Origin of the sequence: Pontibacter ummariensis (assembly GCF_900188175.1) — a bacterium.
Lineage (GTDB): Bacteria > Bacteroidota > Bacteroidia > Cytophagales > Hymenobacteraceae > Pontibacter > Pontibacter ummariensis.
In genome coordinates this window covers 62,993-84,759 of the sequence record NZ_FZOQ01000023.1, presented here as the reverse complement: position 1 = coordinate 84,759, position 21,767 = coordinate 62,993, and the positions used below count along the sequence as shown (strand labels likewise).

At 50.8% G+C, this 21,767-nt stretch carries 19 protein-coding genes and 1 pseudogene; 11 read left to right on the top strand and 9 right to left on the bottom strand.

Annotated elements, in window-relative coordinates; genetic code table 11:
• Window positions 1-400 precede the first annotated feature (400 nt).
• Window positions 401-541: pseudogene (locus CHB92_RS26210) on the bottom strand (IS3 family transposase); the annotation flags it as partial.
• A 173-nt stretch (window positions 542-714) separates the two neighbouring features.
• On the opposite strand from CHB92_RS26210, the gene CHB92_RS26325 reads away from it, so the two are divergent.
• Window positions 715-1,242 (top strand): T9SS type A sorting domain-containing protein, encoded by a 528-nt coding sequence (locus CHB92_RS26325; protein WP_144266353.1) that lies wholly within the window; start codon window positions 715-717, stop codon window positions 1,240-1,242.
• Window positions 1,243-1,758: 516 nt separating this feature from the next.
• Here CHB92_RS26325 and CHB92_RS20245 read toward each other — a convergent pair.
• The gene (locus CHB92_RS20245) at window positions 1,759-2,880 is read right to left on the bottom strand and encodes a PepSY-associated TM helix domain-containing protein (RefSeq protein WP_089321057.1); all 1,122 of its coding nucleotides are present in this window, start codon (window positions 2,878-2,880) and stop codon (window positions 1,759-1,761) included.
• Between the two features lie 197 nt (window positions 2,881-3,077).
• Between CHB92_RS20245 and CHB92_RS20240 the strand changes: the two genes are divergently transcribed.
• Complete coding sequence (locus CHB92_RS20240; RefSeq protein WP_089321056.1) at window positions 3,078-5,438, top strand: TonB-dependent receptor; 2,361 nt, start codon at window positions 3,078-3,080, stop codon at window positions 5,436-5,438.
• A 520-nt stretch (window positions 5,439-5,958) separates the two neighbouring features.
• Here CHB92_RS20240 and CHB92_RS20235 read toward each other — a convergent pair.
• The 6 genes from CHB92_RS20235 to nhaA form a co-directional block, all read right to left on the bottom strand.
• Window positions 5,959-6,483: a hypothetical protein gene (locus tag CHB92_RS20235; protein WP_089321055.1), complete on the bottom strand. Its 525-nt coding sequence runs from the start codon at window positions 6,481-6,483 to the stop codon at window positions 5,959-5,961.
• Window positions 6,484-6,937: 454 nt separating this feature from the next.
• Entirely contained in the window at window positions 6,938-7,288 is a 351-nt protein-coding gene (locus CHB92_RS20230; RefSeq protein ID WP_144266352.1) for a hypothetical protein, read from the bottom strand.
• A 119-nt stretch (window positions 7,289-7,407) separates the two neighbouring features.
• Window positions 7,408-7,923, bottom strand: coding sequence for a DUF2721 domain-containing protein (locus tag CHB92_RS20225; RefSeq protein WP_089321053.1), 516 nt, complete (start codon window positions 7,921-7,923; stop codon window positions 7,408-7,410).
• A 127-nt stretch (window positions 7,924-8,050) separates the two neighbouring features.
• On the bottom strand, window positions 8,051-9,004 hold the full coding sequence (locus CHB92_RS20220) for a calcium/sodium antiporter (protein WP_089321052.1): 954 nt from the start codon (window positions 9,002-9,004) through the stop codon (window positions 8,051-8,053).
• 108 nt (window positions 9,005-9,112) lie between these two features.
• The gene (locus CHB92_RS20215) at window positions 9,113-10,066 is read right to left on the bottom strand and encodes a calcium/sodium antiporter (protein WP_089321051.1); all 954 of its coding nucleotides are present in this window, start codon (window positions 10,064-10,066) and stop codon (window positions 9,113-9,115) included.
• A gap of 96 nt (window positions 10,067-10,162) precedes the next feature.
• Complete coding sequence (gene nhaA / locus CHB92_RS20210) at window positions 10,163-11,512, bottom strand: Na+/H+ antiporter NhaA (RefSeq protein WP_089321050.1); 1,350 nt, start codon at window positions 11,510-11,512, stop codon at window positions 10,163-10,165.
• A gap of 320 nt (window positions 11,513-11,832) precedes the next feature.
• On the opposite strand from nhaA, the gene CHB92_RS20205 reads away from it, so the two are divergent.
• From CHB92_RS20205 to CHB92_RS20165, 9 genes are all read left to right on the top strand, one after another.
• Window positions 11,833-12,741, top strand: coding sequence for a bestrophin family protein (locus CHB92_RS20205; RefSeq protein WP_089321049.1), 909 nt, complete (start codon window positions 11,833-11,835; stop codon window positions 12,739-12,741).
• A gap of 19 nt (window positions 12,742-12,760) precedes the next feature.
• The gene (locus tag CHB92_RS20200) at window positions 12,761-13,396 is read left to right on the top strand and encodes a carbonic anhydrase family protein (protein ID WP_089321048.1); all 636 of its coding nucleotides are present in this window, start codon (window positions 12,761-12,763) and stop codon (window positions 13,394-13,396) included.
• Between the two features lie 228 nt (window positions 13,397-13,624).
• Window positions 13,625-14,275: a hypothetical protein gene (locus CHB92_RS20195; RefSeq protein WP_106219188.1), complete on the top strand. Its 651-nt coding sequence runs from the start codon at window positions 13,625-13,627 to the stop codon at window positions 14,273-14,275.
• Complete coding sequence (locus CHB92_RS20190) at window positions 14,262-15,572, top strand: DUF4178 domain-containing protein (RefSeq protein ID WP_179223116.1); 1,311 nt, start codon at window positions 14,262-14,264, stop codon at window positions 15,570-15,572. Before CHB92_RS20195 ends, CHB92_RS20190 begins: the two co-directional genes overlap by 14 nt.
• Window positions 15,573-15,574: 2 nt before the next feature.
• Window positions 15,575-15,757 carry a hypothetical protein gene (locus tag CHB92_RS20185; protein WP_089321045.1) on the top strand — a complete coding sequence of 61 codons (183 nt, stop codon included), beginning with the start codon at window positions 15,575-15,577 and terminating at the stop codon, window positions 15,755-15,757.
• A gap of 5 nt (window positions 15,758-15,762) precedes the next feature.
• Window positions 15,763-15,981, top strand: a complete 219-nt coding sequence (locus tag CHB92_RS20180; protein WP_089321044.1) for a DUF350 domain-containing protein — start codon at window positions 15,763-15,765, stop codon at window positions 15,979-15,981.
• 16 nt (window positions 15,982-15,997) lie between these two features.
• The gene (locus CHB92_RS20175) at window positions 15,998-17,509 is read left to right on the top strand and encodes a polyamine aminopropyltransferase (RefSeq protein ID WP_245842754.1); all 1,512 of its coding nucleotides are present in this window, start codon (window positions 15,998-16,000) and stop codon (window positions 17,507-17,509) included.
• A 231-nt stretch (window positions 17,510-17,740) separates the two neighbouring features.
• Window positions 17,741-19,342, top strand: coding sequence for an NAD(P)-binding protein (locus CHB92_RS20170; RefSeq protein ID WP_179223115.1), 1,602 nt, complete (start codon window positions 17,741-17,743; stop codon window positions 19,340-19,342).
• Window positions 19,339-20,424 (top strand): hypothetical protein, encoded by a 1,086-nt coding sequence (locus CHB92_RS20165; protein ID WP_089321041.1) that lies wholly within the window; start codon window positions 19,339-19,341, stop codon window positions 20,422-20,424. Before CHB92_RS20170 ends, CHB92_RS20165 begins: the two co-directional genes overlap by 4 nt.
• Window positions 20,425-20,783: 359 nt before the next feature.
• On the opposite strand, the gene CHB92_RS20160 is transcribed toward CHB92_RS20165, so the two are convergent.
• A complete protein-coding gene (locus tag CHB92_RS20160; protein ID WP_089321040.1) occupies window positions 20,784-21,746 on the bottom strand; it encodes a glycoside hydrolase family 5 protein in 963 nt (320 codons plus the stop codon).
• Between the last annotated feature and the right edge of the window lie 21 nt (window positions 21,747-21,767).

Genomic DNA, 21,767 nt, shown 5'->3' with positions numbered 1-21,767 from the left:
GATAGAAGATGACGTCGTGAAGTACTTCTTCTTTTATGATCCAGACGGAAATGTTCTGGAAGCTTGCCAGGTGCACGAGTCATAAAAGTTGGGAGATACGCTTCCTGTTCTAGAGGAAGGCCCCAAAAAGGTCTAAGAACTCATCAGTGCTGGTTCATGTCGTGTTTTCTTTGAGCATGTAAAGTGCCCCTGAGCCCCGTCTTGCAGAATAGGCTCCGCCCGTCTCACCCACACTTGTGTGCATACAAGGGGAGAGTGCCCGGCTTTGGTTTAACCTCCCCGAGCTTCAATAGGTAGCTTGCGCAGATTTAAGCAGTTTAGGTCCGCCCGTTTTTAGGCCAGCTCTAAAGTAGAGAGTTAGGTTTCATTCTATTCTTTTGTATCCATTCCTGCAGTGTCATTCCCCTTTCATGCCCTGGTCCACCTCGATGGCCAGGCATTTGCGGCTATAATTATCGACTACAGTTAAGCCGCGGAATTTGCGGCCGCCGAAGAGCTGGTCAGCCACAAAATTTATGCTCCAGCAGGCATGCAAATTAGTGGCAGGAACTTGCTCCCCAGTTGGTTCATAACATAAGCACATCAAAAATTGGACTTGATGACTTTTATTCCACGTCCGTTGTTGTTGCGGATTAGACCTTTTATCGTGCAAATGATAGGACCCATGGCTATGAGCTTTGGAAGACGGATGGCACAAGTGAAGGGACTTTGCTTATGAGCGACATCAATGAGGGTCAAGTAGGTTCCTTTCCTGCGTACTTTATAGCAGATGGAGAAAAGCTTTACTTCAGTGCCTATACAGCGGAGAGCGGGGCCGAGGTATGGGCAACAGAAGGAACAGCGTCCACAACTAAGCTGCTATTTGATATGGAATTGGGTCAGAAAAGCTCCAATCCCTCCAGTTTTATGATTTGTAATGGGGAGTTGCTTTTCTTGGCGGAGACTACTTCTTCCGGACGTCAACTCTGGAGCTCAAAGAAAAGGGAGGTGACGGGAATTGAAGAGGCCTATGAGGGAGAAGCGCTTACGCTATATCCTAACCCGGTTTCCGACTTCATCTACGTTAACAGCGGGAATAAGTATTTTAAACCTTTACGAATCGCTAACATGAGTGGAAAGCTTGTTCCCTTTCAGCACGACAGAATAGGCAGGATTCATGTAGGAAATTTGACTCCAGGTCTCTACATTCTGATCGCAGAGGTAGAAAAAAAGGTGGTGGTGAGGAAGTTCCTGAAGAGATAAGGCTCCTCTACGGGATAGAGAAAACTCTATCAAAAAAGAAGCTCCCGTAGCTTAGCTGGATAGACCAAAACGCCTTCTAAGAACTAGCAATCTGGTTTAAATTTAGCGGAATTAATATAAAAGAAGCACGCACAGGTTTTACTTGTAAGTGCTTTTTTTTGGGTAAACAAAGGGGGTAAATAGTAATAATTAGCAAAATTTAATTGTTTGTAATTGGCTGACAAGCATAAACTTGATGGTGCTATCAAAGTATCTATGACTAGGCACAACACCTTTGTTACCCTTTCTAAGGGTAGGTATTTGGTCGAGTCCAAACGAGATTACTGAAAAGTCCCTCTAGGTACTCTGAAAGGGGTATGTACAACAAAGCCTTTACCCTCCATTGCTGCTGCGTATTTTGTTGTATGCCTATGTGATGGGGCAGCCTCTAAAGGAAGCGTGTTTACAAAGTAATGTATTGTTTGTGCAATAGCAGAAGGTGACCAGGAACAGAGTACAGTCACTATGCATGCAGGCTTAGTTTGATATTGGCTTTAAGGCATCGCCTGGTGTTAAAGGAAGCCTTCTTCTTACTATCCTTTCCTGTGGCTTACGGTTTCGCAGTCTCCAAACCAGAAAGCCCGAGACGGCCAGCACACCGGGCATCGTACCGAAGAAACAGTAAATAAGCTTTACGGGTAAGCCAGCATAGTCACCAAAGTGCAATGGCTTAAACACTAGCAGCAGGCGCTCATGCCAGGGCTTGTCCTTTACAAAGTTCACCCCCTTCACTTGCCCGGAGCTCAGGTCCACCTGCAGGTTACTAAAGGTAACCCCGTAATAAGATGGGTCTGATTTGAGCCTCCCGAGGGCCGAAAGGGTCCCACCAGCAAAGCGGAGGTAGTTGATTTCAAACTCCGGGTAGTCCTTGCTGATCTGCTTTAGCACGCTGTCCACCGATACCATGGTTGGGGCGTTGCCCTCCACGGTACTGACACTGACAGGGCTAAGGGCGCTTTGCACAATAGTGAAGGCGATCCAGGTGCCCGTTATGCTAATAAACAGGTTAAAGGCAAGGCTCCAGACGCCGATTACCCGGTGTAGGCTGGAGAAGAAGGAACGCCTGCTTTTGAAGGACACACGCTGCCGAAAGGCAAGCACTTTCCAAATGGACTTGCGGTAGAGGAGGAGGCCTGTGATGGAAAGCACAATGAGAGAAAGCCCGCCTAAAAGCACCCCTATCTTGCCTGGGGTGCCAGAGAGCAGGTTGTAGTGGAGATCGAGCAGGGTATGTACCAACCGCTTGTCTGCGCGCGCCACGGTCGCCAGCGTTTCTCCTGTCGTCGGGTGCACAAAAACCCACTTACGCCCCTCAGTACTCCGGATCTCATACTTCAGCGCCTGGTCTTGCCCTTTAGGGAGTTCCGGCACCCGGACGTCGCTTCCCGGGTAAGCCTTCAGAATGCGTGCGATAGAGCTATCGATCTTCAATTCCGTTGCGGGCACTGCCAGCGTGGACAGGCCGGCGAACTGTGCGTGGTCGATGTCGTGGTGGAACACCAGCACGGAACCCGTGACGCTGGAGATTAGCAGGAACAGCCCTGCTAACAGCCCTAGCCAATGATGGATAGAGAATACCCGCTTAACCCGCTTTTTCAAATCCTCTTTTTGTTTATTTCCTGCCGTCTTCCTTTCCGACTTGCGCCCCTATAACCGGGGAATCAAGGCAAATCTATAGAGAATAGATTTGAGGTAAAAGACTATTTGGAATAAATCTAAATTAATCTTTTGCTTTCTGCTTTTCCGTCTTACTTTTGCAGCAAACAATAATTTAAAACGATTCTAAATAATAAAACATGAAAAGAACTTTACTCTTTCTGGTTGCCTATATGTTGCTGGTGGTCAGTGTTTATGCCCAAACAGGCAGAATAAGGGGCACCGTTCTGGATACAGAGAACAGCCCACTGCCCTTCGGCAGTGTGTTCCTGCAGGGAACTAATTCCGGTGCCACCACTAACGAGCAGGGAGCCTTTATACTGGAGAACGTAAAGGCAGGAGAGTACCGGCTAATTGTATCTGCAGTTGGTTTTGAGCGCAAGTCCTTGCCCGTACAGGTAAAAGAGGGAGAGACAAAGGAGCTGCAGGTGCGACTGTCGCCAGGCCAGCAGGGGCTCAGCGAGGTGGTTGTATCGGCCAGCCGCACTCCCGAAACCATCGACCAAGTTCCCTCCTCCATTACCGTGCTCTCCAGAAAAGCGATAGAGGAGGACATGCTGGTAAGCAGCAACGTCATCGATATCCTGAGCAACAAAGTGCCGGGCCTGGCGCCAAGCACGGGTACTAGCAGCAACTGGGGCCAGACCCTCCGCGGAAGGCCGATGCTGGTGATGATCGACGGGGTGCCGCAGTCTACGCCGCTTCGCAACGGCGCGGTGGACATGCGCGCCCTGGACCCGGACGCCATCGAGCAGGTGGAGGTCATAAAGGGGGCAACGGCTATCTACGGAAACGGTGCCGCAGGGGGGCTTATCAACTACATCACCAGAACGCCGCGGCAACAAAAGCCGTTCTCATCCAGAACCACACTGGGTATGACAGGCTCCCTGGTGGATGCCGACAACAGCATAGGGGCCAGGGTAAGCCAGATGTTCTATGGCAAGACCGGCAAGTTCGATTATGTGTTGAGCGGTGCCTATGAGCAGACAGGGGAGTGGAAGGACGCGGAAGGAGACGTGCTTCCACCGGATTACGGCTTGGGCGAGACCGACGCTTATAACGGTTTTGTAAAGCTGGGCTATGACTTTACAGCTTTCAAGCGCCTGCAGCTAACCTATAATTACTACAGTAGCGAACAGAAATCGAACTATGTGCCGGCGTACGGAAACTACCAGGACAGGCAGAAGACAAGAGCCGTGCTGGGCGAGACGCTGGGTGTTCCGCAGGGGGTACGGTCTAACCACAACCTGAATCTGCGCTTCTCCGGGGAGCATGCTTTCCTGAATAGCCGCTATGAGGCGGATGCCTACTATCAGTCGGTTGACAATGTGTTCTTCTGGTCGCCTACCTTTGAGCATGGGGGGCAGTCCATGATCTCCTCTGAAAAGAAAGGAGCAAGGGGTGCCTTGACGACTCCTTACAAAATAAGCACGCGCGTGGATGGAGACGTGACCTATGGCCTGGATGTGCTGAATGACGTGACCTCCCAGCCCCTGGTTGACGGAAGAACCTGGGTGCCAGAGATGAACATGCTTAACGTGGCGCCTTTTGTGCAACTGAAGACTACGATTGCGGAGGACCTGATCTTTAAGGGGGGCTTCAGAGCCGAGAAAGTGAACATTGCAGTAGAGGACTACACAACCCTTAGAACAGTTAATCCAACTACAGGTGCGATCGATAACCCTGGCTTTGCTGTGAAGGGTGGTGAGCTTGGTTACAATGCCTACCTTTTTAATGCGGGACTTAGGTATAATAAGTATGATCTGTTTACCCCTTATGCCAGCTTCTCACAGGGTTTCTCGGTGGCTGACATCGGGGTAATGCTGCGCTCCGCCAGGGTGGACGACATCAGCAAGATCAGCACAGAGGCCATCGTGATCAACAACTACGAGGCGGGCTTTGTGAGCAAGTTCGGGAAGATAAGGCTGGAAGGGGTTGGCTTTATCAGCACCTCTGAGCTTGGCGCTAGCGGGCAGTACAAGGACGGGGTGTTCGTGGTGATGCGCACGCCGGAGAAGATCCACGGGTTTGAAGCAACAGCCGATGCGGCGGTGCTGGAAAACCTGAGCCTGGGAGCGACTTTCTCTTATGTGGAAGGAAAGCGGGACGCAAACGAGAACGGCAGCTTTAACGATGGAGAGGATGTGTATTTGGGAGGCGAGCGCATTTCCCCTCCCAAATACACGGCTTACCTGCGTTACGCCCTGCTCGACAACAAGCTAAGGCTTAACCTGCAGTACACAGGTATCGGGTCAAGGGACAGGTTTGATATGAACGAGAAGGGAACCTATAACTTCTACCAGGGGCCTGTGGACCCTTATCAGTTAGTGAACCTGTCGGCCAGCTACAGGCTTAGCAAAAACACGACCTTTAACATGGGCGTGGAGAACCTGCTTAACGAGGACTACTTCCCGGCCCGTTCGCAGTGGTTTACCTCCCCAACCTTGTACACGAAGGGCAAGGGGGCAGCGTTTAACGTTTCTATGGTAGTAGAGCTGTAGAAGCAGGTTATTCCGTAAGAAAGCAGGGACCTGCCTTTAAGGGCTTTACTTTCTTTAATAGTATCCATAAGACTCGGAGGTAGAACTAGTACAGAGAGGTACCTAGTGCTAAGAAAGCAAAAAGCTTACGCTCCAGAGTTGATCAGCAAACATAAGTTTTAAGAAGGATGCCGATAAAAGAGGCCCTCCGCACCTACAAAAAAACAGGTGCAGAGGGCCTCTTTGGTATCGAACTTAAATTCTTACCTGCCGATGGAAAGTGATTGATATGCTAAGTACATAATCGATATGGCTGAGGCAAAGGGAACAGTAGTGTTTTTGTTGGATAGCCGGGCATTGATGACCTCCCTCTAAGTCTCGTCTGTCTATCGTTTGAAACAAGAAGGCACAGCTTTGACACATTCTTAAAGCTGTCCTTCCTGTACGATAGCAAAAAGCCCGGGGAGCTTAGCCCGGGCCTGTTTAAACAATACCTGGTAATATCATCCTGCCATTTACCAGCTAAACGTTCATTGTCCTGTTATGCTATAACAGGGCTACCTGCCGATGTTACCTGCGTCGCCTGCGGTGTTCCTTGTAGGTGTGCATTTACAATGCCCTGCCATTTTTCGGCGAGCATTAGTTCCTCATTTAATGACATGCTCTCCTCTCTGTCGTAGAACTCTAGGGCCTGTTCAGATAGCCGTGGGTTACGGAACGCAAAGCGTAGCGCGACAAAATCAATTACCCTGGTGCCATTTACATCTCTGTGCTCATTAACTACCCGGCAGGAAGCTACCTCTGACAAGTCAATTAAGGCTGTTTGTTCTTTCTGATCCTGTTTCTTTAGGTAAGACAGCTTGCGCTGGACAGGATCTATCCCGATCGAGAAGTAGGGTGGCCAGCTGTCGTACTGGCGAATGCTTAGCTGTTGCCCTTCGGTTACTTTTAAAAAGTCTTCTAAAAACTTCTTTTTCTGTTGCCGCTGCCCCCTTTGTATGTACAAGATCGGCACGATGAAAAGTGCCAGGGAGAAGAGTCCTATAATAGTTGTTCCTAAATCCATTTTGGTTTTGTTAAAGGTTATACTGTATGATGTCACTTAAAATGCAGCACCTGCGGGTTTACTGTTGGTTACTTTGCTGTTTGGTAACAGCACAATTTTAAAGGAGCGTTAGCACTGTCCTGACCAGGAAGGGGGAGGTGACCCTAAAACATCGAAGGTTCCAACTGAAGCCCCTTCTGATTAATCTTGCTTTTAAAATCCAGGAAGCTCAGGACCACTAGCAGGAACAGGATGTCGTCAACAGGCTGCATCGGGGTACTTTGATTTTGATGTAAGTTCTTCTGTAAGATTGGGCACAGGTGTCCCAGGAGTTGCAAAAAGGGCACGCTCTCAAACCTAAGCACGGGTAGCCTTTTGCAGGGCTAAAAAACAAAGCTGCTACAGAGCCATGCATCTGAGATCGAAGGACACAGCTGCTAACCGTAAGAAGAGAGAGAATATACCTTGGGCAGGGTTAGGGGCCTTTCGGTACAATGCAGCAAAAGTTGCGCGATAAGAGGGGAGGGTACGCAGTGAGGGGCTTCGCTACGTCATCGTCAGGGAAAAAAGACAGCAGGAGGCAAACCACGAGGGCTGCCGCAAGGGAAAGTTGCCAGTCAGACACAAGGCCATCGCGGCTACTGTTTTCCTCTACCTGCCACAGGTTTTGCTGCTGTTCATCCTCCTGGTGGTACACGTAGCCGGCACCGAGGGGAGCAGAAAAGAAGTGAACCGCCCCTTTCACCTGGAAGGCGAAAAGAAGGACAAAGGCCAAGCCAATGAGGGGGAGCCTAAGTTGTTTCGCTATCGTTTCTTGACCGGACATGGCATCAAATATAGCAGGAAGCAAATCGGATAAACAAGCGCTTCGCTAAATTTAGCAGGGTGCGGGGAAAGCAGTAAAAAAGGTACCAGGAATTATCACAACAGCAGGGCTCTTTGGAACTATGCCTTTTTAGCTGGCGAGACGTCAGGAAGCTCTTTGCTGTAGTTTTTCACCAGGTAATCCATTTCAATATCAATGGCACCCAAGGCGATTCGTGTTTCGGATATAAGTAAGATGGTCGCATAAAAAAGGAAGCCTGCGCCACATAAGCCGAGCACCACGGGTACCCATATCACTAACAGCCCGAATACCTCGAGTAAACCGATAGACAAACTGGTAGCCACGAAGATGGATAAGGCGATATACAGCAGGCTCATGACCTGCTGTAGTTTCCTGGATCTGTTAGCTGCCCTTGTAAGTAGCTTGTAGAGTAGCTCTCTTTTCTCGGCGGAGTCAGTTACAGCTGAGTTGGTCTCTTCTTTTTTCAGGACCAGCTCCTCAAACTGCTCCGAGAGCTTACGGGCACGCTCCACGCTGCGGGCAAGTCGCTGAGAGGTCGTCAGGATGAGTTGTCCTGCTGCCAGAATCAGGACTACCGGGGTGATCATGGCAGATAAATCGCTTAGCGTAGGCATACGTAGCAGCGTGATGTTGTTATGAGACCTGTTCTTCTACATCTACAGCAATCTGAGCACTAGGTTTTAAAATTGTGTGCAAATGCTGTTTCGGCTTTCTCTTGTTGCTATCCCCGAACAGGCAGGTTTATTGTGTAATGAGTATGACGAGGTAGGCTATATAAAGCATGAGGAAGACAGCCCCTTCCCACCTGGCCAACTGCCTTCCCTTGCCCGTGAAGATGAAAATAAACAGGAGCAGACCGGAGAAGAGGTTCAGGGCGATGTCCAGAAAGGAGTTGGGGTTTACGACCAACGGGTTGACAAGAGTAGACAGGCCAAGGATAAAGAAAATATTAAAGATATTGGACCCCACCACGTTACCAATAGCAATGTCCACGTTCCGCTTTCTTACGGCTACCACAGAGGTGGCCAGCTCCGGTAGGGAGGTGCCAATGGAGACGATCGTGAGGCCGATGACTCTTTCTGATAGCCCAAAGGCCTCCGCGATGCTCACGGCGCTGTCCACAATCAGCCTGCCGCCCACTACCAAACCAACAAGTCCGAGTACGATGAACAAAATGGCCTTTGGGTAAGTGTAGTCCTCTGTCTGCATTTCTTCCTCTCCGGAGCCGCTCTGTGCCACCGTCAGGTTGTAAACGAGAAACACAGCGAAGAACAGGAGCAGGATTAACCCTTCAGACCGGGAGATAATGTTTAGGGAGGAGTCACCGAGGTAACTATCGTTCGCTATGATCAGTACAGCGACAGCCGCCAACAGGCTCAGCGGAATCTCCAGCCAGGTAGTGTTGGTCTTGACTGCCAGGGGGTAAATCAGGGAGGAAATGCCCAATATTCCCAGCACATTAAAGATATTACTCCCTAGCACATTGCCCAAAACCATCTCGGTGTTGTTGTTGATGGAGGCAAAGAGATTGACCACCAGTTCCGGGGCCGATGTGCCAAAGGCCACGATGGTTAGGCCAATGACGATGCTGGGAACCCCCATTTTAGAGGCGAGGCTGGAGGCGGCATCAACAAGTTTTGTGGCGCCGAAAATCAGGGCGACAAACCCGACGAGGAGAAGTAAGACATTTAGCATGATCTGGAACTAGTACTTTAGAGGAGAAAGACGAGGGAGTCAGCCAAAAGTTATTTTTTAATGCAGTACACTGGTGGATGGTAAGTACGTGCCTAAGCAGCAGCAGTGCTATTGTGAGATCAGCATGCCCAGGTAAGCAACATATAAGGTCAACAAAATGGCCCCTTCCCACCTGGCCAGTTGCCTTCCCTTGCCCGTGAAGATGAAGATAAACAGGAGCAGGCTTGCAACCAGGTTCACGGCGATATCTGTAAAAGCGGCCGGGTTTACCTGTAATGGATTGACAACGGTCGAGACGCCCAAGATCAGAAAGATATTGAAGATGTTGGAGCCAACGGCGTTCCCGATGGCTATGTCCACGTTCCGCTTCCGTACTGCCACGATTGCCGTGGCCAGCTCCGGCAGGGAGGTGCCCACGGATACGATTGTAAGTCCGATGATCCTTTCTGACAGCCCAAAGAACGTTGCAATGCGCACGGCGCTGTCTACGATCAACCTGCCGCCTATGACGAGGCCTGCCAACCCAAGGGCTATGAACAGGAAGGCCTTCAGGTAGGAGTAGTGCACTGTGCTTCTCTCCTCCTCGCCAGGATTGCCTATTGCCACTGTGAAATTGTAAACGAGGAAGACCGTGAAGAGCAGGAGCAGAGTAATACCTTCACCTCTGGAGATAACGTTTAGGGGGGCGTCACCGAGGGAGATGTCACTTGCCATTACTAGCACGGCGGCCGCCGCCAGCAGGCTCAGTGGTATCTCCAGCCAGGTCGTGTTGGTCTTAACCGTAAGGGGATAGATGAGGGAAGCAACTCCAAGTGTTCCCAGCACATTAAAGATATTACTCCCGAGTACATTGCCCAGCACCATTTCCGTACTGTTGTTGAGAGCGGCAATCACGTTCACTACCAGCTCAGGGGCAGACGTTCCGAAGGCCACAATAGTCAGTCCGATCACGATATTTGGAACACCCAGCCTGGCCGCCAGGCTGGAGGCGGCATCCACTAGTTTCGTCGCGCCGAAAATTAGCACTACAAATCCCACTAAAAGAAGTAAAATGCTCAGCACGTTTAGGACCAGTAGGTTGCATTACACAGTAGCGTTAGGAGGACAAGAGTAACTAATAACCAGCCCCCTATCACTTTGAGCTGGTTGCAGGAAGGGTCACGATTCCTCAGCGGTTTCTGTGGAGGTGGAGCGTAACAGCAGGTAGGCTGTTATCCCTGCCACAAAAGAGGCGGAGAGAATAGCCAGCTTTGCCTGTGCCAGGAAAGGAGAGCCAGCGAAAGCCAAGTTGGCAATAAAAATGGACATCGTAAAGCCGATACCTCCTAAAAGACCTGCGCCTACCACCTGCATCCAACGGAATGACGGCGGCTTTGAAACCAGGCCCGTTACAGATGCTAGCCAGGTAAACAAGATGATACCCACCGGTTTGCCCAGCACCAGGCCAAGTACGATGCCCCAGGAAACCGAGTTTGAGAAGCCACTGGTCAGGCTGGCATCGATGAAGATACCGGCGTTAGCCAGGGCAAAGATGGGCATGATGGCGTAGGCTACCCAAGGGTGCAGCGAGTGCTCCAGCCTGTGGAGGGGAGAGAGCGCTTCTTCGCAGTTGTCTTCGATAGTGTACACCGCCGCCTGGTATTGTTCCTCTTCCATGTCATCTGCTGCTGCCACCTGGCCTGGCGCTGGCGTGTATAGAGCCTCCAGGTCGGTGAGCAGGTCGTTGGTGGAAGACACGAATTCTGCCTCTGTGATCTTAGAGCGTGCCGGAATGGTCGCGGCTAAGAGAATACCGGCAATGGTGGCATGCACCCCGGACTTCAGGAAAAGCACCCACATCAAGATGCCCAGCAGGATGTAGAGCCAGATGCTGTGTACTCTTAGCCCGCTCATGATCATTAAAAAGGCAAAAACTACAAGCGCGCCGATAAGGAATGTGAAGTTTACCTCAGCGGTGTAGAAAAGCGCAATCACCAGCACAGCGCCGATATCATCCACGATGGCAAAGGCAACCAGGAAAAGTTTGAGTGAGAGCGGCACCCTGTTCCCCAGCAGGGTTAGTATGCCGAGGGCAAAGGCTATGTCAGTCGCCATGGGGATTCCCCATCCCGATATCCCCGCTGTGTTGTAATTGAAGAGGACATAAATAAGGGCCGGAACGGCCATGCCCCCTATAGCTGCCACCACGGGGAAGGCCGCATTCTTTAAGGAGGACAGCTCCCCCATAAGCACCTCCCGTTTGATCTCCAGGCCTACCACGAAAAAGAAAATCGCCATCAGCCCGTCGTTGATCCACAGGATGGCCGCTTTGGTCAGGCCAAACTCACCGAGGGCGATCGTAAAGGGGGTGTTCCAGGTTTTAGCATAGGTGTCGGCCCAGGGCGAGTTAGCCCATGCAAGCGCTAAGACCGTTACAAACATCAAAAGGATGCCGCTAAACGACTCTGCTTGTATGAACTGCTGTAAGGGGTATACGATGCGGCGAACGAGCGGTATCTTTGCTAACATACTTTGCTTTGTGGAGGTGTAATAACAAAAACTTAGTAAGGAGAAAGACGGGACAGCCGCTTAAAGGTTATTCTCTGAGGGTAGCGGTCGTGGTGTGGGTAGAACAGTGTCTGAACAGCAGTAGCGGCCTTGTCCTTGTTGCGCGATGGTTTGGCCAGTTGCTGGGCGCGCAAATCTGTTAACGAGTTTCGCTCAGGGCTAAGCTAAACTCGTTTTCTTTTTCTAAAGTAAGGCATAATGGTAACGTAGGTGGGGCCTACCGAGTAAAAGGAGGGAATGTAACCGTTAATACGTCAACTCCAGAAGAAACATTTTAAAGCATGCTGATCGAAAAGAGAATTCCCTTTCGCTACATCTTCAGAAAAATAAAATGGGATGTGTTCAGGGTGCTGCTTTTTTCTATTGCTTTCCATCTGTTAAAGCTTTTCGTAGCCGATTACTTACCTATTATTCCTTTCCAGCTTCCGACCATCCTGGGTACCTCCATCTCTCTGCTGCTGGCCTTTAGGGTAAACCAGTCCTATGACCGGTGGTGGGAGGCCCGGAAAGTGTGGGGCGCAATCGTAAACGATTCGCGGTCGCTGGTGTTGCAGTTAAAGACCTTTATTCGGGACGATTACCAGCGGTTTGGGGAGGAGGCCGTGACCAGAATGTCCTTTCGGCAGATAGCCTGGTGCTATTGCCTGGGCCAGTCTTTAAGAGGCCTGGAGCCCATTGCCGAGAAGCAGCAGGAGCACCTGCAGGAAGAGGAGATCGGCTTTCTGCGTACCCAGAACAACAAGCCGTACGGACTGCTGATGCTACACATGAATGACCTGAAGGAACTGCATGAAAGAGAGGTGATTAACGCTTACCAACAAGTGCAGCTAGACAACACCATCGTGCGGCTTTGTGACTCTATGGGGAAAGCGGAGCGTATCAACAACACGGTCTTCCCGGTTACTTATAGTTTGTTTGTGCATTTTTTTATCTACCTCTTCCTGATTATCTTGTCGCTGGCCCTGGTAGAGACAGTGGGTATTTTCGAAATTCCGATCCTGGTGCTGATTGCCTCCACGTTCTTTCTGATCGAGAAAACGGCCCGGCACATGCAGGATCCTTTCCGTAATAAACCGACCGATACATCGGTTACGGCCATTGCCAGGACCATCGAGATTAACATAAAGCAGGTACTGCAGAAACCGGAAGTGCCGAAGCCTCTAACCCCCGAGGCGTTTTACCTAATGTAAAAACAGCAAAATAAACTATATGAGAACCCACACAAAAGAAACACAGCAAAGCTTAACGCCCGAGAAGGCCCTGGAAATCCTGAAAGAAGGCAACGAACGTTTTGTAAACAACCTCAAGGCCAACAGAAACCTGCTCCAGCAGGTGAACGAAACGTCTGAGGGGCAGTTCCCCTTTGCCACCATCCTCAGCTGCATCGACTCCAGGACCTCCGCCGAGCTGATCTTTGACCAGGGCCTGGGAGATATTTTCAGTATCCGCATCGCCGGCAACATCCTCAACGAGGACATTTTGGGTAGCATGGAGTTTGGCTGCAAGGCGGCCGGGTCAAAGCTACTAGTGGTGCTGGGGCATACCAAGTGCGGCGCCATCTACGGAGCCTGTAACCACGTGGACATGGGGAACCTGACCACGCTGCTGAAAAAGGTAAAGCCTGCCATGGACAGTGAGAAGGACACGCCTGAGGGAGAGAGAACCGGAAGCAACGACAAGTTTGTGTATAACGTGACGGTGAATAACGTGAACCACGTACTTGATAGGATCAGAAAAGAAAGCCCGATTCTGGCCGACATGGAAAAGAACGGCGAGATAAAAATAGTTGGCGGTATGTATGATGTAGAGACCGGCCAGGTTACTTTTTATGAGGGTGCTGCTTAAGTAGTGATATCGTACAGATAAGGAGAACGGGCTTGTGAAGCAGTAGCGCTTTGTAGCCCGTTTTTTTTAAAGCTGTTTCGAGTGCTATATTACGCTTGCAGCCACTTAGCTTAAAATGCAAAAGAGGGGTGGAATATGTTATACCTGTACTTGGATGTGATACAAATTTGGCGCTACCTTCGGGCTTCTAAAGTTTAGACACTAACTGCTAACGCAGCTTTTGCATCCATGCTATCGAAAACAGGCTTACCCTTTTCCTGCCCCTCCTGTGGCAACAGGCTTACCTTTAAATCTGAAATGGCGACGGCTCTGGTTTGTTCCCGTTGCCAGTCCATTAACCGCCGGGCCTCCCTCGATGTTGGTAAGCTCCCTAAGGCGGAGCCGGTAAAAGAGGACATGAGTATCATTCGCCCTGCTACCACCGGGCAGTACCAGGGGATTTCATTTGAGGTATTGGGCCGCATTCAATATTTCTTTAAGGAGGGCTATCGCAACCATTGGTACATCTTAACCGGCAAAGGAGAGGAGATGTGGCTAGGGGAATGGGCCGGAAACTACAGCTTGTTCAAAGAGATTCCTCCTTCAGACCCCAAGGTTTTCAAGAAAGCCGAGCCGGGGAGCATCCTAACATTGGCAAATGCAGCTCTACAGGTAGAGCTGCTGGACGAGGAACAGGCTACTTACCTGGAGGGCGAGATACCCGACAGCAACACCCAGGAACATCACTTTATTAGCCTCGAGTTGCTGCAGCCTGACACCTTTGGGATGGGGATCGCAAATATTTACAGTCCTACCCGCGTGCAGGTGTATGTCGGGCAGTACCAGTACCTGGAAGACCTTCAACTTCAAAACCTGCGTGCGCACCATGAGTGGATTTGATGTAGTGGAGAAGGAAAAGCTGCCTTCCGCTTCCTCCTTTGTCTGTTCTCGTTGTACTTATCCCATCCCGCTGGTAACGCATGCGCAGGCAGTAAGCGTAGGCTGCCCGAACTGTGGTCATGTGCTGCAGTGGCAGAATGAGCAGTGGATCGGTCTAAAGAACCTGAAGCAATACAAATATCCCCTTACTATTCCGATAGGAGCCAAGGGGCGCATCAAAGAGGTACTGTACCAGGTGGTGGGCTTTGTGCTTTATGAGGAGACGAAGGCACCCTACCGCTGGCGCGAGTACGTGTTGTTTAACCCCTTGCACGGCTACGCTTTCTTGTCGGAGTATGATGGGCACTGGACCTTTTTCCGTTACCTGGCCGACCTGCCGCTTAAAGAGACCCATGCCAGCAGCATATATTATGGCGTCGAGGAGTATAAGCTTTTTCATAGGTACAGCAGCTTGGTAAGGTATGCAGAGGGCGAGTTTCCGTGGCGGATACTGGAAAGTGTGAGCAAGTATGCAGAGTACATAGCCCCACCCTACATGTTGGTACAGGAGGTGAGTGCTGATGAGGTTTGCTGGATGCAGGGCGAGCATATAGAGCCGGAGGTGTTGCGCGAGATCTTCAGCATATCGGGGCCGATGCCGGAGCGAAGTGGCGTGGGCGCTATAGAGCCCTTTAGCAAAGAGTTTTCCTTTCAGGAAGTAGCAAAGGTGGGCGGCATTGCCTGCGGGGTGCTGCTGGTGTTACAAGTCCTGTTCCTGCTCTTTAATCGCCCGGGCCTGCTGTCAGACCAGAGTTATATGGTGCCCCTGCCGCAGGAGGAGTATGGCCCTGTCAGGCTTTCTGCCATTTCGGGCCCAGGCTTTGAGCTGAACTCCCCGACGGGCAGTTCAAACCTGGAGCTTGAACTCTTTGCGCCTGTTTACAACGATTGGTTTGCTTTGGGAATTACCCTCATCAACACGAAGACCAACAAAGTTTATGACTTAGAACTGGGCACGGAGTACTACGAGGGCTATAGTGGCGGGGAACGCTGGCATGAAGGCAGCAAAATGAATGATGTAGATCTCTCGGCCATGCCCAATGGTACTTATAATGTTATTTTGCAGCCTTATAAGGATAGGCTCAGCAGGGTGGATACCTTCCGGCTGTGGGTGCGGGAGGACGTTCCTCTTTGGTCGAACTTTTGGATCGTACTGGCCCTGCTGGCGGTAGTGCCGCTGGTGCAGTGGTTGCGCCATCATTCGCACGAAAAGTCACGCTGGATGAACAGCGACTATTCCACCTATACCTACGATTAGTTATGAAAAGATCGTCCATCTACAAACTGTTCCTTGCTTACCTGGCATTGGTGCTGTCCTTCTTTGTTTATACCTCCGCTACCGGTACCCGCATTTTAGGCGACGATAAAGAGGAGTTTGAGCCGAATGGAGCTAGTACAGGCGGTAGCACCGGATACCGTGGCAGCAGATATTATCATAAATAAATTATATGGAACCACTTATCAACTTTAAGTACGTCATCGCTTCGCTGGTGTACTCGCTCATCGGTATCCTGATACTGGTGGTTACGTTCTGGGCCGTGGAGAAAGCCACGCCGGACAACCTTTGGAAGGAGATCCTGGAGAAGCAGAACAAGGCCCTGGCCATTATCTTCGGAGCCTTTATTATTGCCATTGCCATTATCATCGCCTCGGCGGTGCATGGCTAAAGATAGCTTACTGCTTATGCGTATTAATGTAAAAGCCCTTTTGTTGTTCTCGGTGTTCGTGGTGGCTACGTGTGGGCTTGTATATGAATTGGTGGCTGGCACACTGGCCAGTTACCTGCTCGGCGACTCCGTCACGCAGTTCTCCACCATTATTGGGGTGTACCTGTTCTCGATGGGGATCGGGAGTTATCTTTCCAAGTTTTTTAACCGCAACCTGATTGCCTGGTTTATTCAGATCGAGGTGCTGGTGGCGGTGGTGGGAGGCCTGAGTTCCTCAATCTTGTTCCTGCTATTTAACCAGGTGGCCTCCTTCCGCATCGTGCTGTACATGCTGGTGTCGCTTACGGGCATTCTGGTAGGTTTGGAGATCCCGCTCATCATGCGCATCCTCGAGGACCGTTTTGAGTTCAAAGATCTGGTCTCAAAAGTCTTTACCTTCGACTACATTGGTGCGCTGCTAGCTTCGGTGGTGTTTCCACTCTTGCTGGTGCCGTACCTGGGGCTGTTGCGCACCTCTTTCTTTTTTGGCTTGATGAATGCTGGCGTTGCTTTATGGCTCTGCTTTTTCTTCAGCAAGGAGATCAGCTGGACACGCTACCTGAAAACGACTTGTATGCTGGCCATTGCCTTACTGGTGGCAGGCTTTATCCTCAGCGACCGCATCATGAGCTTTGCCGAGAGCATGGCCTATGCTGATAAGATCGTGTACTCGGTGCAGTCACCCTACCAGCGGGTGGTGCTCACTAAAAACGAGCACGAGCTGCGCCTGTTTCTGAACGGTAACCTGCAGTTTAGCAGTGCTGACGAGTACCGTTACCACGAAGCGCTGGTGCACCCAGGGCTGAATGCTGTGCCGAACCCCAGGCAGGTGCTGGTGCTAGGCGGCGGTGACGGGCTGGCGGTGCGGGAGATTCTTCGCTATCCCGGTGTTGAGAAAGTCACCCTGGTAGACCTGGACCCGGAAGTGACAAAGATCTTCAAGTCACACGCCTCACTGGTAGCGCTTAATCAAGAGTCATTATTATCAGAAAAGGTGGAGGTGATTAATGCAGATGCTTTTCAGTGGCTGCGGGAAAACCGGAAGCAGTTTGACTTCGTGGTCATCGATTTCCCGGACCCCTCCAACTACTCGATTGGTAAGCTATATTCCAATGTTTTCTACCGTTTGTTGGAAAACACCCTTACGCCGGAGGGCAAAGTAGTGATACAGGCTACCTCGCCTTTTGTGGCTCCGAAGTCTTACTGGTGTGTAGTTAATACCTTACAGAGTTGCGGTTTCAGCACGTTGCCTTATCATGCCCACGTGCCTTCTTTCGGGGACTGGGGCTTTGTGCTGGCGCAGCGCAAAACGAACTGGCAGCTCAATCCAGATTACCCGAAAGAACTGAAGTTTGTGGATGCCGCGAGTTTTGCCCAGATGGCGGTATTTCCTAAAGACATGCCTCGTGTAGAAACAGAGGTTAACAAACTGAATAACCAGGTGCTGGTGCACTACTTCGAGGAGGAGTGGGCGCAGTTCGTGAATTAAGTTAGTACAGCGAAAGTGTCTTTACAGAAAGAGACAGCCGAAGTAACGCCCTAACTTACGGTGATAAGCGGGAGAGAACTTAGCTAATGGGGGCTCATTTAGATCTCCCGTTTAAGGAGAGGACATAAAGCTCTTAACTTAAAAATCAGGTAAGCAACACGAGGTGTCACTATATTGAATAAGTAAAAAATGCCGAAGCAATCAGGAAGAAGGGACTTTTTACGGAAAAGCATGGCTGCATTAGGTGGCCTGGCTGTATCAGGCGGAGGGCTAGCCGCTTGTGCTAACAAGGCACAGGCACAGCAGATGCAAGGGCAGTTGCTGGGGCCGTCCTTTAAGGCTGGGCACTTACTACGAAAAGGCATCACAGTAGAGCCTACAGAAGTAGAAGAGCAGGAGGTGGTGATTGTGGGAGGTGGTGCCTCTGGCTTGGCAGCGGCCCGCTGGCTAAAGAAGCACTCAGCTAAAAAGATATTACTACTGGAGCTAGAGAGCGAGACAGGTGGCAATGCAGCTGCGGGTAAAAACGGGCACACGGCTTATCCCTGGGGGGCACATTACCTGCCATTGCCGAATAATTCCTTTACAGAACTGCTGGAATTCCTGCAGGAGACCAACGTGATTACGGGTTTCGACGGAGAGGGCTTGCCGAATTACAATGAGTACTACCTGTGCTTTGACCCGGAGGAGCGGCTGTACATCCACAATTACTGGCAGGAGGGCCTGGTGCCGCATTGGGGCGTTCCCGAGGCCGACCAACAACAGATAGCCCGCTTTCAGCAGCTGATGGAAGAGTTGAAGCAGGCACAGGGTAAGGACGGCAAGTTTGCCTTTGATATTCCCTTGGGTCATTCTTCTGCCGACGTGCAGTACCGCGACCTCGACAAGCTGACGATGCTGGAGTGGCTGCAGCAACAGGAGTTGACTTCTGAGTACCTGCATTGGTATGTGGATTATTGTTGCCGTGATGACTTCGGCTCTTCTATAGCACATACTTCGGCTTGGGCAGGTATACATTATTTCGCTGCGCGCAAGGCAAGGGCAGCTAATTCAGAATCGCACCGCGTTCTCACCTGGCCCGAAGGCAATAACTGGCTGGTGCAGCGCCTCCGCGAAAGCTGTGCCGATAGCATACGCACGAATGCCATGGTGTATAGGGTGGGGGAGCAGGAGGGTAAAGTGGTGATAGACTACATGGACCTGCGCACGCAGCAGTATAAACGCCTGTTGGCGAAACAGTGTGTTATGGCCACGCCACAATTTGTAAACCAGCGGCTGTTAAGCGCTCTGCCTGCGTTGTTGGATTCACGTAACCTCCGTAAGTTTAATTATGCCCCCTGGCTGGTGGCTAACCTCACCCTTAAAGATGTTCCGCGGAGCAAAGGCTTCGGCCTGAGCTGGGACAATGTGATCTACGGCAGCAAATCCTTGGGCTATGTGTATGCCAATCATCAACAGGTAGCGTTGTTCCCGGAGAAAAAGACAATTACGTTTTACCACGCTTTAGCCGATGAAGCCCCAGCTGCCGCACGCGGAAAAGCCTATGGTAGCAGTTACGACACCTGGAAAGAGTTTGTACTACAGGAATTGGAAAAGGCGCATCCGAGCTTGCGCGAACAAGTAGAGCAACTGGATGTGTGGGTGTGGGGCCACGGCATGATTCGCCCGACACCAGGCTTTATTTGGGGACAGGACCGGGAAATGGCGAATATGCCTTATGCTGACAAGGTGTACTTCGCCCATACAGATTTGAGCGGCATCTCTGTTTTTGAGGAGGCTTTTTACCAAGGCGTCACCGCTGCCCGGCAGTTGCTAAGTTCTAAGCTGGCATGACAGAGCAAAAGAAGCAACCCTGGTTACAGTCGCCACTAGTTGATGGCCTTTTTATTCTGTCGCCGCCCTTTCTATGCCTGCTGGCAATCATGCTGTTCCCCGGCTTTTTCCAGACAAAGGACAATGCTGTGTCGGTTACAGCTTGGGTATTGCTGATTTTACTTATAGATGTAGGGCACGTCTGGAGCACCCTGTTCCGGACTTACTTCGACAAAGAAAGGCTTCGCCAGCAAAAGCAACTGCTACTGTGGGTGCCGGTGCTGGCCTGGCTTGGAGGCATGCTGTTGCACTCGCTGGGTGGCCTCGTGTTCTGGCGGGTACTGGCTTACCTGGCGGTCTACCACTTTGTGCGGCAGCAATACGGCTTTCTGCGCCTGTATTCACGACAGGAAAAGCAGTCACAACTGGAGCGCCAGATAGACACTATTACCGTTTACGTGGCCACGATCTATCCTTTGCTGTACTGGCACCTGGAGGGGAACCGCCGCTTTAACTGGTTCCTGGAGAATGATTTCTACTTTCTATCGCAACCCGGTTTGTTGCCCCTTTTAACAGGAATGTACCTGTTGGTGCTGGCCATTTATCTACTGAAAGAGGTGCGGCGTGTATGGCGCAATAAGTACCTGAACCTACCGCGGAATCTGGTCATACTGGGCACCCTCCTCTCCTGGTACCTGGGCATTGTGTATTATAATGGCGACCTCATTTTTACCACCTTCAATGTCGTGTCTCACGGTATTCCTTACATGGCATCAGTTTGGATCTTTGGCAAGCGGAAGTACAGAAAAGCAGGTGCAACCGCTGGCTTAGCTGAAAGACTAGCATTTGGTGCTGCCGGCATCGCTTTTTTCCTGGGATTGGTGTTTCTGCTAGCATACGTGGAGGAGGGACTGTGGGATGCTTTGGTGTGGCGAGACCACGAAAGCGTTTTCAGCCTTTTTACAGGTCTGCCGATTATTGAGGATGAACTGCTGCTCACGGTGCTCGTGCCCCTGCTAGCGCTTCCACAGCTTACCCACTACATCCTCGACGGCTTTATCTGGAAGGTGTCCCGGGAGAAAGATATATCTGCTTCATTATAATTGTTTGAGCAGGCTGTTGCTGGGACGTTCGCTTTGGGGCTGAGGGGCACCTTTCATATCGCAGTTGTTACAGGTTATTATTCACCTCAGGTTCATACGCCACGATTAAATTTTTCATGCAGCTTCAACAGCTTTTGTATACGACCTCTGTCAGATTACGTGATGTTCTTCCAGCAGATCGAAGAGGCCCGGCTAGGCAATGGTAAAATTTGAAAGCCCTTTATGGGGTAAGGGGGTAGCAGGATATAGCGAAGGCAAAAACAGGAAAAAGGAAAGTAGCAGCTTATGTTCATGTTATGCCTTTCATCAAACAGGGGAAGAAGAGGATCGCTTCCCCTGTTTTTTTAAAAGCCCTTGCTTTACTTCTTCCTGGAGTAACTTCTTAGTAATTCCCGACTCTTTATGCCAGAGGCTTTCAGATCCTTTTTTTTCCAACGGCCATCCGAGCTGGCGTTTGGTAACAGAATAGAGCAGGTTTCGTCTTTGTCGGACACAGACCAGGTGACCCAGCTCACCTTGTTTTTCTCTGCCCAATCGATCCAGTTCTGCCATTCTTTCTCATCGAGCGGGCCGTCCCCTGTGGCTTCCATGCCGGCAGATTCAGAGATAAAGAGAGGCAGCCCTTTGCTGAGGGCGTAGTCGCACCGGTCGCGGAGCGATTGTTTGTGGGTAGCGGCATAGAAGTGCACCGTGTACATCAGGTTATCAAAGCCAGTAATAGGGGCATCAGCTGCCAGGTGTATGTCCTGGTCCCAGTGCGGAGTGCCTACCAAGATGATGTTATCGGGATCGATGGCGCGGATGGTAGAGATTACTTCTTTCGAATAAGCTTTCACTTCGTCCCAGGACTCCTCGTCTGGCTCATTGAAGATCTCATAAATCACGTTGGGCCTATGGCCGTAAGTGCGGGCCATTTCGGCGAAGAACTCCTTGGCTTCCTCCAGGTTGATGTTGTGGCTGTGCCAGTCGATGATCACATACATGTCCTCCTGGATAGCGGCATCTACCACGGCCTTTACTTTTTCTTTTGACCATTCCGGCTTCTCCAGGTAACCGTTCCGAGGTTCGACTCCCATGGCCGCACGTACAACCGAACTTTTCCAGTCCTTGCGCAGCCATTTAACGGTGCCAGGCGTGTAAAAGCGGGGCCAGTAGTTATGCCAGCCAAAACTCATGCCGCGTAGCGTAAGGGCTTCTCCTTGCTGGTCTTTCAGTTGTGTGCCGTCTACCTGTAACTGTCCGTGCTTTTTCACGGATTGTGCTTGGGTGGTAAAGCTGCCGGCCGTCAGCAACAGGGCAGCGAGGGTAATTTTAAAATTCATTTTGTTTGTTTAATGGTATGC